The following is a 16,095-nucleotide window of genomic DNA, read 5'->3' as shown; positions in this document are numbered from 1 at the left end:
GTCTCAATGATTTGAATGGAAATCGTTTTTTAAGAAATTCCCATATTTCAGGTCGAATTGGAGAAGAATTTGCCTTCAATTCGACCTGTTTCCTATCTAATTTGACCTAGAAGGAAATAATTCGAGCCGCAGCCTATCTAATTCGACCAAAACCTAATTAATCCGTCCTATCGTCAATTCCCTCAAATTCAAACTGCCGTTTATTTATACGGCCCAAGTGAATTGAAATAATTCATGAGAGCAAGATACGATTATGTACCAATCAAGGAGCAGAGGTTAATTTCTTGATTCAGGCTTTAGTAATTCGAAAGGGAGAAAGGTTAGGATATTGAAGGTATGTAAATTCATGAGGGTAGGTGCCTTTACAATAGAACGGATTTTTATACTGGAATGGATTTTTTGAAAAATGAATTTCTTGTCTTTATTGGTTCTTTTCATTATACTAGGAAGAATTTATTAATGATAATAATGTAAGTTGGATACTAAGCGAAATGAAGCCAAATAGAATTATGGAAGGGATCGGTATTGTGAGTAAAAAGAGTAAGGAAAAGTTTGAAGTTATCGAGGGCGAGACAATCGATGCATGTTTAGATCGAATTAAAGCAGCAGGATACTTTCCTGTAAGGCGAACGGAAGAACCCATCTTTGCCGAGAGAATCGAGAATGGTAAAGTCCAATATGTGCCAGTTGATCGAAAAATTGTATTCGAAGCAAAATTAATTGAGTAAAACACGAACGATTTATTCATATCATGTAAAAATATTCGATTTTAACTTGACATTAAAATGTCCGGAAGGTAAGATGAAGTTACATTAATACATCTCATATAATCATGGGGATATGGCCCAAAAGTTTCTACCTGATGACCGTAAATCATCGGACTATGAGAAAAGCATCTGACTAATTCGGAAACTAGCCAAGTCTTTTTGTATTTTTCAAAAGGGCTTTCTTTTCCGGACAGGTTGCTTTCTCGATGAGGAAGCAACCTGTCCGGTTTTTTATATTTTACATGTTATAGATAATGATAAGCGTCCATCTGGATACTCGGGACGCCTTAATATGAGTGTTGGAGGGAAAGATGATATGAAACCGCAAGTTGGGGTTATTATGGGAAGTGTCTCGGATTGGGAAACGATGAAATACGCTTGTGAATCATTGGAACAGCTTGAGATTCCCTATGAAAAAAGAGTCGTTTCCGCCCACAGGACGCCGGATTTACTATTTGAATATGCAGAGAGTGCAAAAGAGAGAGACATTAAAGTGATTATTGCCGGAGCGGGCGGGGCGGCACATCTTCCAGGTATGACAGCAGCCAAGACCATTGTCCCTGTGATAGGCGTGCCAATACAATCGAAGGCATTAAATGGGATGGATTCGTTATTATCGATTGTTCAAATGCCTGGTGGCGTACCGGTTGCAACGGTTGCGATCGGAAAAGCGGGCGCAGTCAATGCCGGTTTGTTTGCGGCCCAAATATTAGCAGCTTTCGATTCTGACATTGCTGATAGGTTAGTGGCTTTACGAGACGAAACCAGAGAAAAGGTGTTACAGAGCAGTGAACAACTTAAATAATACAATCATTTTACCGGGACAGACCATTGGAATTATCGGCGGTGGGCAATTGGGAAGGATGATGGCCTTATCGGCTAAGGCATCGGGCTTTAAGATAGCGGTCCTTGAGCCGACTGCAGAAGGTCCATGTGCGCAAGTGGCGGATATTGAAATCATTGGTGCTTATGATGATATCGAAGCATTGAAAAGGTTAGCTAAGGTCAGTGACGTAATAACCTATGAGTTTGAAAATATCAGTTCAGAAGCCCTGGATTGGTTAAAGCAACATGCTTTTCTACCACAGGGCTCAGAATTATTAAAGCTGACACAGGATAGACTAACTGAAAAAAAAGCGATATCTGATGCAGGAGCTACTGTTGCTCCATATCGGGAAATACAGGATATTTCAGAAATTTACCTTCATATAGAGAAATTAGGGTTCCCTAGTGTGTTAAAAACGACGCGGGGCGGTTATGATGGAAAAGGGCAGTTGGTCATTAAGGAAGAAGCCGATATCAAAAAGGCTGAATCCCTGCTCAAAACAGGTATATGTGTGCTGGAAGCCTGGATTCCTTTCGTAAAAGAAATCTCCATCATCGTGACGCGTAAGGCAAATGGCGAGGCAAGTCATTTTCCGATAGCGGAAAACATTCATATCGAAAACATTCTTCATAAAAGTATTGTTCCCGCCCGTATTAGTCAACAAGCTGAACGGAAGGCTATTAATGAAGCTTTGCAGCTTGCAGAGAAACTTGATTTAGTGGGGACATTGGCTGTAGAGATGTTTTTAACCGCTCAGGATGAGATCATCATTAATGAATTAGCGCCAAGACCTCATAACTCAGGGCATTATACAATGGAAGCATGTGAGACTTCACAGTTCGAACAGCATATAAGGGCTGTCTGCAATTGGCCGCTCGGAAATACGGCGTTATTGAAGCCTGTGGTAATGATAAACATCCTTGGTGAGCATATCGGACCCTTAATGGATGAAATTCCGACGCTTTCAGATTGGAAGGTTCACCTTTACGGTAAGAAAGAAGCCAAGGTTAAGCGGAAAATGGGTCATGTTAATATTTTACGTCCAACGATTGAGGAAGCTCTTTTGGAAAGTGATCGAAGCAAAATATGGAATCAACAGGTTGAAACGGAGGAAGTAAAATGATTGAACGTTATACCCGCCCAGAGATGGGAAACATTTGGACAGAAAAGAACCGCTTTAATGCGTGGTTGGAAGTTGAAATCTTAGCTTGTGAAGCATGGTCTGAACTAGGTGTCATTCCAAAAGAAGATGTGAAGCTTCTTCGTGAAAATGCTACGTTCGATGTGGAGCGTATCAATGAAATCGAAAAAGATACACGACACGATGTTGTTGCTTTTACACGTGCGGTATCTGAAACGTTGGGTGAAGAACGGAAATGGGTTCATTACGGATTGACCTCAACTGATGTTGTCGATACAGCTCTTTCATATGTGATTAAGCAAGCGAATGATATCCTTTCCAAGGATTTAAATAACTTCGTTGAGATTCTGAAAAATAAAGCGAAAGAACATAAATATACGGTACAAATGGGACGTACACATGGAGTTCACGCGGAACCGACTACTTTTGGATTGAAACTGGCACTTTGGTATCAAGAAATGAAACGCAATGTCGAACGTTTTGATGAAGCCAGAAAGAACATAGAGGTTGGGAAAATCTCTGGAGCTGTCGGAACGTACGCAAACATCGACCCGTTCGTTGAAAAATTCGTTTGTGAAAAGCTTGGCCTTGAAGCAGCACCAATTTCAACACAAACATTGCAGCGCGATCGTCACGCACATTATATGAGCACTTTGGCTTTAATTGCGACATCAATTGAAAAGTTCGCAGTGGAAATTCGCGGCTTGCAAAAAAGTGAAACACGTGAAGTGGAAGAATTCTTTGCAAAAGGACAAAAGGGCTCTTCGGCAATGCCTCATAAACGGAATCCAATCGGTTCTGAAAATATGACGGGAATGGCTCGTGTAATCCGCGGTTACATGATGACAGCTTTTGAGAATGTGCCGTTATGGCATGAACGTGACATTTCGCATTCTTCTGCTGAGCGCATCATCTTACCGGATGCAACGATCGCTTTAAACTACATGCTGAACCGTTTCAGCAACATAGTTAAGAACTTGACCGTTTATCCAGAAAACATGAAACGCAATATGGACCGTACGCTGGGATTGATTTTCTCCCAACGTGTGCTGCTTTCCCTTATCGATAAAGGACTTGTCCGTGAAGAAGCTTATGATACGGTTCAGCCGAAGGCGATGGAAGCATGGGAGCTTCAGGTTCCATTCAGAAGCCTGATCGAAAAGGATGATAAAATCACAAGCTTGCTTACGAAAGAAGAACTTGATGATTGTTTCGATCCTACACATCACCTGAAAAATGTTGATGTAATCTTTGATCGTTTAGGTTTATAAAAATGAAGGCGGCAAACATGGCACCTCTAAAAGGTGATATGTTTGCCAAGCCTGATCAATGACAGGAAGATTCGTAATATTCACAATGTGGGGGTCTGGACAGATGGAAAAACGAGAATTGTTGTATGAAGGAAAAGCGAAACAGATTTTTGCAACGGACAACAGTGAAATAGTATGGGTGGAATACAAGGATTCGGCAACAGCGTTTAATGGTGAGAAGAAATCAGAGATTGCCGGAAAAGGTAAGTTGAATAATCAAATTACTAGCTTACTATTTTCAAAGCTTGCCCAAGAAAATATCCCTTCCCATTTTATTGAAATGCTTTCCGACCGGGAGCAGTTAGTCAAGAAGGTATCTATCATCCCACTTGAAGTCGTTGTCAGAAATACGGCTGCCGGCAGTTTTTCTAAAAGAACTGGCATTGAAGAAGGCCAGCCGCTCAAGAAAACGCTGATTGAGTTTTACTATAAAGACGACGAGCTCGGCGATCCTCTGTTAACGGAAGACCATATTGAAGAATTGGAACTTGCAAGCAAGGAAGATGTAGCCATTTTAAAAGAAAAGGCACAAGAAATCAGTATCGTCTTAACTTCCTTCTTTAAAGAATTGGACATTAAATTGATTGATTTCAAATTAGAGTTCGGTAAGACCCCGAATGGAGACATTCTGCTGGCAGATGAAATTTCACCTGATACCTGCCGATTATGGGATATTAACACGAACGAAAAGTTAGACAAAGATGTATTCCGCCGTGATTTAGGCAGTTTAACAGATGCTTACGAAAAAATACTAGCAAAGTTGGAGGGCACTCAACATGTATAAGGTTAAAGTATATATCACACTACGCGAAAGTGTACTAGATCCACAGGGAGCAGCAGTGCAACAATCACTTCATAGTTTGACTTATAACGAAGTCAGTGATGTTCGAGTGGGGAAATACATTGAACTTACAATTAAGGATACGGATCGTGATTTAGATCAACTTGTGAAGGAAATGTGTGAAAAACTATTGGCCAATACGGTAATTGAAGCTTACCGTTATGATGTTGAGGAGGTTATCACCAAATGAAATTTGCTGTCATAGTTTTCCCTGGTTCCAATTGTGATGTCGATATGTACCATGCGATCAAGGATGCACTAGGGGAAGAAGTGGAGTATGTTTGGCATTCCACAGACAATCTAGATCAGTATGATGGAATTCTCCTTCCTGGAGGTTTCTCTTATGGAGACTATTTACGCTCTGGAGCGATTGCCCGATTTTCGAATGTAATGGCCGAAGTTGTAAAAGCTGCACAAGCAGGAAAGCCTGTTTTGGGTGTATGCAATGGTTTTCAGATTTTACTTGAAGCAGGACTTTTACCTGGAGCGATGCGCCGTAATGAAGGCTTGAAATTCATTTGCCGCAATGTAGGATTAAAGGTTGCAAATAATCAATCGATGTTCACGACAGGTTATGAAGTAAATGAAACGATTACGATCCCGGTTGCCCATGGTGAAGGGAATTATTACTGTGATAATGAAACATTGGCTGAATTAAAACGAAATAACCGCATCTTATTCACTTATGATGGTGAAAATCCAAACGGAAGCTTGGAACAAATAGCGGGAATTACAAATGAACAAGGAAATGTCCTCGGTATGATGCCTCATCCCGAACGTGCTGTTGATTCACTGCTTGGCAGTAAAGACGGCTTAAAGATTTTTCAATCCATCGTAAAAAACTGGAGGGAATCACATGTTATTACAGCTTGAACCAAGTCCGGAAAAAATTAAATCGGAGCGATTGTACGCAAGTATGGGACTGTCCGATGAAGAATTTGCAATGGTTGAGAAAATCTTAGGCAGACTGCCTAATTATACGGAAACTGGATTGTTTTCTGTAATGTGGTCAGAGCATTGTTCCTACAAAAATTCAAAACCCATCTTAAAAAAATTCCCGATAACTGGGGAGAAAGTTCTTCAAGGTCCTGGTGAAGGAGCTGGTATCGTTGATATCGGTGACGATCAGGCTGTCGTTTTTAAAATTGAAAGTCATAACCACCCATCTGCTATCGAACCTTACCAAGGTGCCGCTACTGGTGTCGGAGGAATTATCCGTGATGTCTTTTCCATGGGTGCTCGTCCGATTGCGATGCTGAATTCGCTTCGTTTTGGTGAGTTAGACAATGATCGCGTTAAATATTTATTTAAAGAAGTGGTTGCCGGGATTGCTGGATACGGCAATTGTATCGGAATACCGACTGTCGGAGGCGAAATTCAATTCGACCCTTCTTATGAAGGGAACCCTCTGGTAAATGCGATGTGTGTCGGCTTGATCGATCATAAAGACATTAAAAAAGGCCAGGCTCATGGAGTAGGTAACACAGTCATGTATGTGGGAGCCAAAACAGGACGCGATGGTATTCATGGAGCAACATTTGCATCTGAAGAGCTGTCAGAGTCTTCAGAAGAAAAACGACCTGCCGTCCAAGTGGGAGATCCATTCATGGAGAAACTGCTTTTGGAAGCATGCCTTGAATTGATTCAAAATGATGCCCTTGTTGGCATTCAGGATATGGGAGCAGCGGGTCTTACAAGCTCATCTGCCGAGATGGCAAGTAAAGCGGGCTCAGGCATTAAAATGAACCTTGATTTGGTACCGCAGCGTGAAACTGGAATGACTGCTTATGAAATGATGCTTTCTGAATCACAAGAACGGATGCTGATCGTTGTCACTAAAGGACGTGAACAAGAAATCGTTGACTTGTTTACGAAATATGATTTAGAGGCTGTTTCCGTTGGTGTAGTAACGGATGACAAAAATCTAACATTATCGCATCAAGGTGAAATCGTTGCAGAGGTTCCGGTTGATGCATTGGCTGAAGAAGCTCCGATTTATCATAAGCCATCTGCAGAACCGCAATATTTCCGCGATTTCCAAAGCATGACGGCTGAAGTGCCAGTCATTGAAGATTATAAAGAAACACTGGTATCACTATTGAAGCAACCGACGATTTCGAGTAAGGAATGGGTCTACGACCAATATGATTACATGGTCCGTACGAATACAGTCGTCTCACCTGGATCTGATGCGGCGGTGGTACGTGTCCGGGGCACAAATAAGGCCCTTGCCATGACGACGGATTGCAACTCCCGCTTTATTTATTTAGATCCGGAAACGGGAGGTAAAATCGCAGTCGCTGAAGCAGCCCGTAACATTATTTGCTCGGGTGCGGAACCTTTAGCGATTACGGATTGCTTGAATTTTGGGAATCCAGAAAAACCTGAAATATTTTGGCAATTGGAAAAAGCGGCAGACGGTATGAGTGAAGCATGCAGAAGCTTAAGCACTCCTGTAATTGGTGGAAATGTCTCGCTATACAATGAAACGAACGGTGAAGCGATTTATCCGACACCGGTGGTTGGGATGGTTGGTCTTATCAATGACCTTCAGCACATCACTACACAAACGTTTAAAAGTGAAGCCGATTTGATTTATGTGGTAGGCGAAGCGAAAGTTGAATTTGGAGGCAGTGAATTACAAAAAATGCTCGAAGGTAAAATCTTCGGACGCGCACCGGAACTTGATTTGGCCGTTGAACAAAAACGTCAGCAGCAAATCCTCACTGCAATCCAAAAAGGACTTGTTGCATCAGCCCATGACCTTTCGGAAGGCGGTTTGGCAGTGGCTTTAGCTGAATCTTTATTCGGGGCTAGCAAGCTTGGGGCAAAAGTGAATGTAGCCGGCGAACCGGTATCGGAATTATTCAGTGAAACGCAATCTCGATTCCTACTATCCATCAAGCCTGAAAACAAAACGGCATTCGAAGCGCTAGTTGAAGATGCGAAATGCATTGGATCAGTAACGGGAGATAATAAATTATTCGTGGCAACAGACAGTGATAGCAAAGTATTGGAAGCGGACGTTGAAGATTTACAAACAGCTTGGAAGGGAGCCATACCATGCTTGCTGAAATAAGAAGCCTAAACGAAGAGTGTGGTGTTGTTGGAGTCTGGGGACATCCCGATGCAGCACAGCTGGCTTACTACGGTTTGCATAGCTTACAACATCGTGGTCAAGAGGGAGCTGGCATCGTCGTTACTGACGGTGAGCAGATGTCCATCTCCAAGGGTGAAGGTCTTGTCACAGAGATATTCACGGCCGAAAAAATGCAGTCACTTTCCGGTTCAGGAAAAGCTGCAATCGGCCATGTCCGTTATACAACGGCAGGCGGCGGCGGGTATCAAAATGTTCAGCCTTTCTTGTTCAATTCACATACAGGAGGGCTGGCGCTTGCTCATAATGGGAATATAGTCAACGCCCATCAGTTAAAAGCACAGCTTGAAGGACAGGGAAGCATTTTTCAAACGACATCGGATACGGAAGTTCTGGCCCATCTTATTAAACGGTCCGGCTACTCGGATGTCAGAGATTCCGTGAAGAACAGTTTAAGCATGCTGAAGGGAGCTTACGCCTTTGTCATCATGACAGAAAACCAAATGATCATGGCAAGGGATCCGCATGGCTTCCGTCCACTTTCCTTGGGGAAAATAGGCGATGCATATTTCGCCGCATCAGAAACATGTGCCCTTGATATTGTAGGTGCAGAATTCATCCGCGATATTGAGCCGGGTGAACTCGTTGTCATTAATGATGAGGGAATCACATCCGAGTACTTCTCGCTTTCCAGTCAACAGGCAATGTGCACGATGGAATATGTGTATTTCTCCCGTCCGGATAGCAACATTGATGGAATCAATGTTCATACGGCAAGAAAAAACCTTGGCAAGCAAATGGCACTGGAAACCAAAATTGAAGCGGATGTAGTTACAGGTGTACCCGATTCCAGCATTTCGGCTGCGATAGGCTATGCTGAAGCGGCCGGCATTCCCTATGAAATGGGCTTGATAAAAAATAGGTATGTTGGACGGACGTTCATTCAGCCATCACAGAGTCTGCGTGAACAAGGCGTGAAGATGAAACTTTCACCTGTAAGAGGGGTCGTGGAAGGTAAGCGGGTCATAATGGTTGATGATTCAATCGTCCGTGGGACAACAAGCAGAAGGATTGTCCGCATGTTAAAAGATGCTGGAGCCAAAGAAGTGCATGTTGTAATCAGCTCACCACCGATCAAGAATCCATGTTTTTATGGCATAGACACGTCTAAAAAGGAAGAACTGATTGCTAGCTCTAAATCGGTGGAGGAAATAAGAGAAATCATTGAAGCTGATTCCTTAACTTTTTTAAGCGTCGAAGGTATGGTCGAAGCAATTGGACGACCGTTTCCTGGAGAAACGCGCGGTTCATGCCTAGCTTGTTTCACCGGAAATTATCCGACTGAAATTTTTGAGCACGAACGAGAAAAAACAAAATGTTAATCAAGTCGGCAATGATGATTGATTTTCGGAGGAGGATTTCAAATGGCTAATGCATATAAGCAGGCTGGTGTTGATATTGAGGCTGGTTATGAAGCGGTAAATCGAATGAAAAAACATGTAAAACGCACATTTCGTCCAGAAGTAATGAATGGTCTGGGCGGTTTCGGGGGCATGTTTGATTTATCTTCCTTGAACCTTAAAGAACCTGTGCTCATTTCAGGTACGGATGGAGTGGGTACGAAACTATTGTTGGCAATCATGATGGATAAGCACGATACAATTGGAGTGGATTGTGTAGCGATGTGCGTCAATGATGTTGTCGTTCAAGGTGCTGCACCTTTATACTTTTTAGATTATATTGCATGTGGTAAAGCAGATCCAGAACGAATTGAAATGATCGTCAAAGGAATTGCAGATGGCTGTGAGCAAGCGGGCTGTGCTTTAATCGGTGGAGAAACGGCTGAAATGCCAGGCATGTACGAAACGGAAGAATACGATGTGGCAGGTTTTACTGTAGGTGCAGTTGAAAAATCCCGTCTAATTACGGGTGAGGCAATCTCGGCGGGTGATGTCGTTATTGGACTTGCTTCGAGCGGCATCCACAGTAATGGATATTCACTTGTTCGTAAAATCCTTCTTGAAGACTCGGGTATGGGGCTTCATGACTTCGTACCGGAATTGGATTGCAAGTTGGGCGAGGAATTATTAAAACCGACAAAAATCTATGTGAAGTCCGTTTTATCGACATTGGAAAAATTTGATGTTAATGGTCTTGCCCATATCACGGGTGGCGGGTTCATCGAAAATATACCGCGTATTCTACCTGAAGGATGCGGTGTTGAGATCGAGCTTGGAAGCTGGGAAATTCCATCTATATTCTCATTCCTTGAAGAAAAAGGGAACCTTGTAAAAGAGGAAATGTTCAATATTTTCAATATGGGTATTGGAATGACTGCTGTCGTGAAAAAAGAAGTGGCATCCGATGTACTATCCCATCTACGGTCTTGCGGTGAAGAAGCATCGGTTATTGGAACGATTGTGGATGGAAATGGAGTGTCGTTTAAATAATGAAGCGCCTTGCTGTCTTTGCATCAGGTAACGGTAGTAATTTCCAATCGATTGCTGACGCAATAAAAAGTGGAAAGTTGGAGGCGGAAATCTGTCTTGTCGTTTGCGATCGTGAAGACGCATATGTGCTTGAGAGAGCTAATCTTGAGAATATTGAGTCTTTCTCCTTTTCAGCTAAGAATTACTCTAACAAGACTGAGTATGAATCGGAAATCCTGGAGAAACTGCGCCAGCACGAGATAGAATTTATCATTCTGGCTGGTTATATGCGTTTGATTGGTCCGACATTATTACAAAAGTTTTCACAGAGGATTGTGAACATCCACCCTTCACTTTTGCCTAGTTTTCCAGGCAAGGATGCAATTGGCCAGGCTTTTGATGCCGGAGTGAAGGTAACGGGGGTAACGATTCATTTTGTTGATGATGGAATGGACACAGGACCGATCATTGCCCAAAAGGCAGTGCCAATTCTTGAGGGGGATACGAAAGACATCCTTCAAAAAAGGATTCAGGAAATGGAGCATGACATGTATCCGTCAGTTTTGCAGGAGCTATGCCACAAGAAACTTACTTAATGGAGGGACCAACATAACATGAAGAAACGTGCTTTAATCAGTGTATCGGATAAAACAGGGATCGTAGAATTTGCTCAAGGTTTAATTGAGGCAGGTTTTGAAATTATTTCTACAGGCGGTACCAAAAAAACGCTGCAGGATAATGGCGTTGATGTAATTGGAATCAGTGATGTCACCGGTTTCCCGGAAATATTGGATGGACGTGTTAAAACGCTTCACCCAAATGTCCATGGAGCAGTGTTGGCAAAACATGATGACAAGGATCACGCAGCACAGCTTGCAGAGCATAATATTGAACCCATTCAACTTGTCTGTGTAAACCTATATCCTTTCCAAGCCACTATTTCCAAACCGGAAGTCACTGTGGAAGATGCTATTGAAAACATCGATATCGGTGGACCGACTATGCTTCGTTCTTCTGCTAAAAACCACGCATATGTAACTGTTATCGTTGATTCCGAAGATTATCCTACCGTATTGGCTGAGCTGAAACAAAACGGCGGAGTATCTAAAACCACGAATCGCCGCCTGGCTGCAAAAGTCTTCCGCCATACAGCAGCATATGATGCTGTTATTTCGGAGTATATGACAGAGCTTGCCGATGAAGAAAACCCTGAATCATTGACTGTTACCTATGAATTGAAACAGTCGCTTCGTTATGGGGAAAATCCACATCAAAAAGCAGCATTCTATAAAAAACCGCTTGGTTCCGTCTTCTCAATTGCTGAAGCGAAGCAATTACATGGAAAAGAACTTTCATACAACAACATTAATGACGCTGATGCAGCACTTCAAATCGTTAAAGAATTCAATGAGCCGGCTGCTGTAGCTGTCAAACATATGAATCCTTGCGGCGTCGGTGTCGGGGTGACCATTTTAGAAGCATATGAAAAAGCTTATGAGGCAGATGCCACTTCCATTTTTGGCGGAATCATTGCTTTGAACCGTGAAGTTGATAAGGCGACTGCGGAAAGGCTTCATGAAATTTTCCTTGAAATCATCATTGCTCCTGGGTTTACGGATGAGGCAGTGGAAGTATTAACAAGCAAGAAAAACCTTCGTTTATTAACGATCGATTTCGACGCGGTTAAAAAACCTGAACGTAAATTGACTTCCATTGAAGGCGGATTACTTATTCAAGATCGGGATGCACATAGCTTAAAGGATGCAGAGGTAAAAGTGGCAACGAAACGTGAGCCTACTCCTGAAGAGTGGAAAGCCTTGGAACTTGGCTGGAAAATCGTGAAGCATGTTAAGTCGAATGCAATAGTGGTAAGTAACGGTCAAATGACATTAGGTGTTGGCGCGGGGCAGATGAACCGTGTGGGAGCTGCAAAAATTGCTCTGGAACAAGCTGGGGAAAGAGCGACAGGAAGTGCGTTGGCATCAGATGCCTTCTTCCCAATGGATGATACCGTAGAAGCGGCAGCGAAAGCGGGCGTCACGGCAATCATTCAGCCTGGTGGATCTGTAAAAGATCAGGATTCAATCAAGAAAGCTGATGAATATGGAATTGCCATGGTATTTACAGGAATTCGTCACTTTAAACATTAATCAAAATGAGGTGCGATAATGAATGTACTAGTAATTGGCCGGGGCGGCAGGGAGCATGCCATTGCCCGCAAACTATTTGAAAGTAAACGGGTGGGGACAGTTTTTGCAGCACCGGGAAATCCAGGAATGATCGATGTTGCGACTCTTGTTCCAATTGATGAAAACAATCATGAGGAATTGGTTGCCTTTGCCAAGAAGAATGCAGTTTCATTAACGGTGATTGGGCCCGAAACCCCATTGTTGAATGGACTTGCTGATGACTTTACGGAGGCAGGCTTACAGGTGTTTGGCCCTAATGGCCGTGCTGCAGTCATTGAGGGAAGTAAATCCTTTGCTAAAGATTTAATGAAGAACTACAGCATTCCGACAGCGGAATACGAAACATTTTCTGATTATGATTCAGCAAAGGCATATATTGAAAAAATGGGTGCCCCCATCGTCATAAAAGCGGATGGATTGGCTGCAGGAAAAGGTGTCGTAGTTGCGATGACGATGGAAGAGGCGTTAGATGCCATCCATGACATGCTAGTCGGAGCAAAGTTCGGCGAAGCTTCTGCCAAAGTCGTTATTGAGGAATTTCTCGATGGCGAGGAATTTTCATTGATGGCATTCGTGAATGGGGAAAAAGTGTATCCGATGGTCATAGCTCAAGATCACAAGCGAGTTTTTGATGGAGATCAGGGCCCGAACACAGGTGGAATGGGTGCATATTCACCGGTACCGCAAATTTCCGATGAAATGATTCAGACCGCAGTCGAAACAATTCTTCAGCCTACAGTAAATGCGATGATTTCGGAAAATCGGCGTTTTACAGGGATATTATATGCCGGGTTGATCGCTACTGAAAAAGGTACGAAAGTAATTGAGTTCAATGCACGTTTTGGCGATCCGGAAACGCAAGTTGTTTTACCACGCCTGAAAACAGATTTCGTAGATACGCTTGAAGCGGTTCTTTCTGGAGAGGATTTACAACTTGAGTGGCATGAAGAAGCCGTTCTTGGAGTGGTCGTCGCAGCTGATGGATATCCAGGGGATTATAAAAAGGGTTCCATCATTAAAGGCTTGGAAAAGATTGATCCGGATGCCCATGTTTATCACGCTGGAACGGCTCTCAATAGTGAGGGGAATTTCATCTCGAATGGCGGACGTGTACTTCTGGTTGCTGCAAAAGGGAAAGATTTGGCCTCTGCCCAAGCTGAAGTATATAAAGAGTTAGGGCATATTGAGAAAGATGGCTTATTCTGGCGAACGGATATTGGATACCGTGCAATAAAATACAATTTTTCATCATAATATAAAGAAGCTGACTCTAAGCGGAGTCAGCTTCTTCTTTAGAAAAAACTTAATATGAATCAGATTGTCTGGATTCATTTTCCTGTTTTGATTCGTTTTTCATAAAGCTTTGCCCGTTTTCCATTGCATCGACGACAGGACAATAGCGGAGAATGCCTTCGCCAATTTTCATGGCAGAAAGCATGACCACTATTATATAAGATTGATTTTTCCAGGGTTTTTTTACCATTTTAGCCGTTGCCCATGTTAGAAAGGTAAAACCACAGGTAATTCGCATTAAGGCATTTATTATACTGATATTTTGTTTAAAATTCATATTAAGTCCATCCCTTCACAAAAATTTAACAATATTCTGGATAACATTACTGTTCTAATGAGGCAAGTATGTTACTATGAAATAAAATTGGATTGAAAATGGTTTTTTTCATACATCTGTTTCTATAAAATTATGGGGGAATGTTTATGCTTGAACAGCGCTATAGATGGAAAAATAAACATCTAAGAGAACATATAGATGTGCTGGATGGCAATAGGGCACCACACATTCTGCTTAAAAATACGACATATTTAAATCAGGCTTTACGAAAATGGGTGAAAGCGAATATATGGATATATGATGATCGCATCGTATATGTTGGCGAAAAGCTTCCTGATAATATAGACCGCTGTGAAATGGTTGACTGCACAAACCAGTACTTAGTCCCGGGTTATATTGAGCCGCATTCACATCCTTCTCAATTATATAATCCCCTTTCTTTTTCACGTTATGCATCTCATTTTGGCACAACGACATTGATCAATGATAACTTGCCGTTTCTATTGCAGTTAGATAAAAAGAAAGCGTTTTCTCTTTTGAAAGAATTACGTAACATTCCTGTAACAATGTATTGGTGGAGCCGTTTTGACGGACAAACGGAGTTGATTGATGAAGATATGGTATTTTCGCATGGGGCCGTAAAATCCTGGCTGGAGCATGATGCCGTATTACAGGGTGGGGAACTAACTGGATGGCCGAAGCTTCTCGATGGGGATGACATGATGCTGCACTGGATTCAGGAAGCAAAGCGAATGAGGAAGAAAATTGAAGGACACTTTCCAGGTGCTTCAGAGAAGACTTTAGCAAAAATGACACTGTTCGGCGCCGATTGTGATCATGAGGCAATGACAGGTGATGAAGTCATGTCGCGCTTGTTACAGGGCTATTATGTCTCGCTAAGACATTCTTCGATCCGGCCGGATCTTCCAAAGATGATACAGGAAATCCATGAACTGGGCATCGATCATTATGACAAATTCTTTTATACGACAGATGGTTCGCCGCCGTCCTTTTATGAAGGTGGTTTCATAGACTGCTTGATCAAAATAGCGATAGAGCATGGCGTTCCGGTCATCGATGCTTACAATATGGCAACTATAAACATCGCACGCTATTATAATATTGAATACCTTCATGGCAATATTGCCACTGGAAGGGTAGCGAACATTAACTTCCTGACCGATGTAAAGGAACCCTTACCGGTGTCGGTAATGGCAAAAGGGAAATGGGTGAAAAGGGATGGTGAAATCATACCCGATTCACAGGAAATCGAATGGAGTGATTTCGATTTTAAACCACTTGATCTTGACTGGGATCTTAGTTTAAAGGAAGATTTTGAATTTTCCATGCCGTTTGGAATTGAATTGGTCAATAATGTAATTACTAAACCTTACTCCCTTTCCAATGATGTTGGGCATGAAGAGCTGAACTTTGAGGATGATGAATGCTTTTTCATGCTTATCGATCGGGAAGGTAAATGGCGCATCAATACGATATTAAAAGGGTTTGCGGATAAGTTGTGTGGCTTTGCCGGCTCTTATACGAATACCGGTGATATCATACTGATTGGTAAAAGGAAACAGGATATGCATTTGGCATTTAACCGGCTGAAGGAGATTGGCGGTGGAATCATTTTAACGGAACACGGAAAGGTGATCCATGAACTTCCTCTGAAATTAAAGGGGGTCATGTCCACCAAGGAGGTTCCTGAACTGATAGAAGAGGAAAATGAATTGAAAAATTTGCTGCGTGACAGAGGTTATCGCTTCGCCGATCCTGTGTATACCCTTTCATTCTTTTCGACAACCCATCTGCCATATATAAGGCTGACCCAGCGGGGAGTGTATGATGTTATGAATAAAACTATACTCTTTCCCACTATAATGCGTTAAAATATAAGAGAAGAAATGGCTAATAAATCAGAG

General features: G+C 42.4%; 15 protein-coding genes and 1 riboswitch. Of the genes, 14 read left to right on the top strand and 1 reads right to left on the bottom strand.

Annotation, left to right across the window (positions count from 1 at the left end):
* Positions 1-491: 491 nt before the first annotated feature.
* The 13 genes from QUF94_RS25055 to purD all read left to right on the top strand — a co-directional run bounded on the left by QUF94_RS25055 (position 492) and on the right by purD (position 13,854).
* On the top strand, positions 492-728 hold the full coding sequence (locus tag QUF94_RS25055; protein ID WP_421154376.1) for an NETI motif-containing protein: 237 nt from the start codon (positions 492-494) through the stop codon (positions 726-728).
* Positions 729-802: 74 nt separating this feature from the next.
* Positions 803-904, top strand: a riboswitch (purine riboswitch).
* A gap of 179 nt (positions 905-1,083) precedes the next feature.
* Complete coding sequence (purE, locus tag QUF94_RS25050; RefSeq protein ID WP_289318245.1) at positions 1,084-1,572, top strand: 5-(carboxyamino)imidazole ribonucleotide mutase; 489 nt, start codon at positions 1,084-1,086, stop codon at positions 1,570-1,572.
* Positions 1,556-2,716: a 5-(carboxyamino)imidazole ribonucleotide synthase gene (purK, locus tag QUF94_RS25045; protein WP_289318244.1), complete on the top strand. Its 1,161-nt coding sequence runs from the start codon at positions 1,556-1,558 to the stop codon at positions 2,714-2,716. Before purE ends, purK begins: the two co-directional genes overlap by 17 nt.
* Positions 2,713-4,005 (top strand): adenylosuccinate lyase, encoded by a 1,293-nt coding sequence (purB, locus tag QUF94_RS25040; RefSeq protein ID WP_289318243.1) that lies wholly within the window; start codon positions 2,713-2,715, stop codon positions 4,003-4,005. The genes purK and purB overlap by 4 nt, the downstream gene beginning before the upstream one ends.
* 103 nt (positions 4,006-4,108) lie before the next feature.
* Entirely contained in the window at positions 4,109-4,828 is a 720-nt protein-coding gene (purC, locus tag QUF94_RS25035; RefSeq protein WP_289318242.1) for a phosphoribosylaminoimidazolesuccinocarboxamide synthase, read from the top strand.
* A complete protein-coding gene (gene purS, locus QUF94_RS25030; RefSeq protein WP_289318241.1) occupies positions 4,821-5,075 on the top strand; it encodes a phosphoribosylformylglycinamidine synthase subunit PurS in 255 nt (84 codons plus the stop codon). The genes purC and purS overlap by 8 nt, the downstream gene beginning before the upstream one ends.
* Positions 5,072-5,758 (top strand): phosphoribosylformylglycinamidine synthase subunit PurQ, encoded by a 687-nt coding sequence (gene purQ / locus QUF94_RS25025; protein ID WP_289318240.1) that lies wholly within the window; start codon positions 5,072-5,074, stop codon positions 5,756-5,758. Before purS ends, purQ begins: the two co-directional genes overlap by 4 nt.
* Positions 5,742-7,964, top strand: a complete 2,223-nt coding sequence (gene purL, locus QUF94_RS25020; RefSeq protein ID WP_289318239.1) for a phosphoribosylformylglycinamidine synthase subunit PurL — start codon at positions 5,742-5,744, stop codon at positions 7,962-7,964. Before purQ ends, purL begins: the two co-directional genes overlap by 17 nt.
* A complete protein-coding gene (gene purF / locus QUF94_RS25015) occupies positions 7,949-9,364 on the top strand; it encodes an amidophosphoribosyltransferase (RefSeq protein ID WP_289318238.1) in 1,416 nt (471 codons plus the stop codon). Before purL ends, purF begins: the two co-directional genes overlap by 16 nt.
* 42 nt (positions 9,365-9,406) lie before the next feature.
* Positions 9,407-10,432, top strand: coding sequence for a phosphoribosylformylglycinamidine cyclo-ligase (gene purM, locus QUF94_RS25010; protein WP_289318237.1), 1,026 nt, complete (start codon positions 9,407-9,409; stop codon positions 10,430-10,432).
* On the top strand, positions 10,432-11,007 hold the full coding sequence (gene purN, locus QUF94_RS25005; protein ID WP_289318236.1) for a phosphoribosylglycinamide formyltransferase: 576 nt from the start codon (positions 10,432-10,434) through the stop codon (positions 11,005-11,007). Before purM ends, purN begins: the two co-directional genes overlap by 1 nt.
* A gap of 18 nt (positions 11,008-11,025) precedes the next feature.
* The gene (purH, locus tag QUF94_RS25000) at positions 11,026-12,561 is read left to right on the top strand and encodes a bifunctional phosphoribosylaminoimidazolecarboxamide formyltransferase/IMP cyclohydrolase (RefSeq protein WP_289318235.1); all 1,536 of its coding nucleotides are present in this window, start codon (positions 11,026-11,028) and stop codon (positions 12,559-12,561) included.
* 18 nt (positions 12,562-12,579) lie between these two features.
* Positions 12,580-13,854 (top strand): phosphoribosylamine--glycine ligase, encoded by a 1,275-nt coding sequence (gene purD, locus QUF94_RS24995; RefSeq protein ID WP_289318234.1) that lies wholly within the window; start codon positions 12,580-12,582, stop codon positions 13,852-13,854.
* Positions 13,855-13,903: 49 nt separating this feature from the next.
* Here the strand turns inward: purD and QUF94_RS24990 are convergent, their stop codons facing one another.
* Positions 13,904-14,170 (bottom strand): YgaP-like transmembrane domain, encoded by a 267-nt coding sequence (locus QUF94_RS24990; RefSeq protein WP_289318233.1) that lies wholly within the window; start codon positions 14,168-14,170, stop codon positions 13,904-13,906.
* Between the two features lie 146 nt (positions 14,171-14,316).
* Here QUF94_RS24990 and QUF94_RS24985 point away from each other — a divergent pair, with 146 nt between their 5' ends.
* Entirely contained in the window at positions 14,317-16,062 is a 1,746-nt protein-coding gene (locus QUF94_RS24985; RefSeq protein ID WP_289318232.1) for an adenine deaminase C-terminal domain-containing protein, read from the top strand.
* The last annotated feature ends 33 nt before the right edge of the window (positions 16,063-16,095 follow it).

This window comes from Peribacillus sp. NJ4 (genome assembly GCF_030348345.1).
GTDB lineage: Bacteria > Bacillota > Bacilli > Bacillales > DSM-1321 > Peribacillus.
Note: the sequence above shows the minus strand (reverse complement) of the source record. Positions and strands in the feature narration are given on the sequence as shown.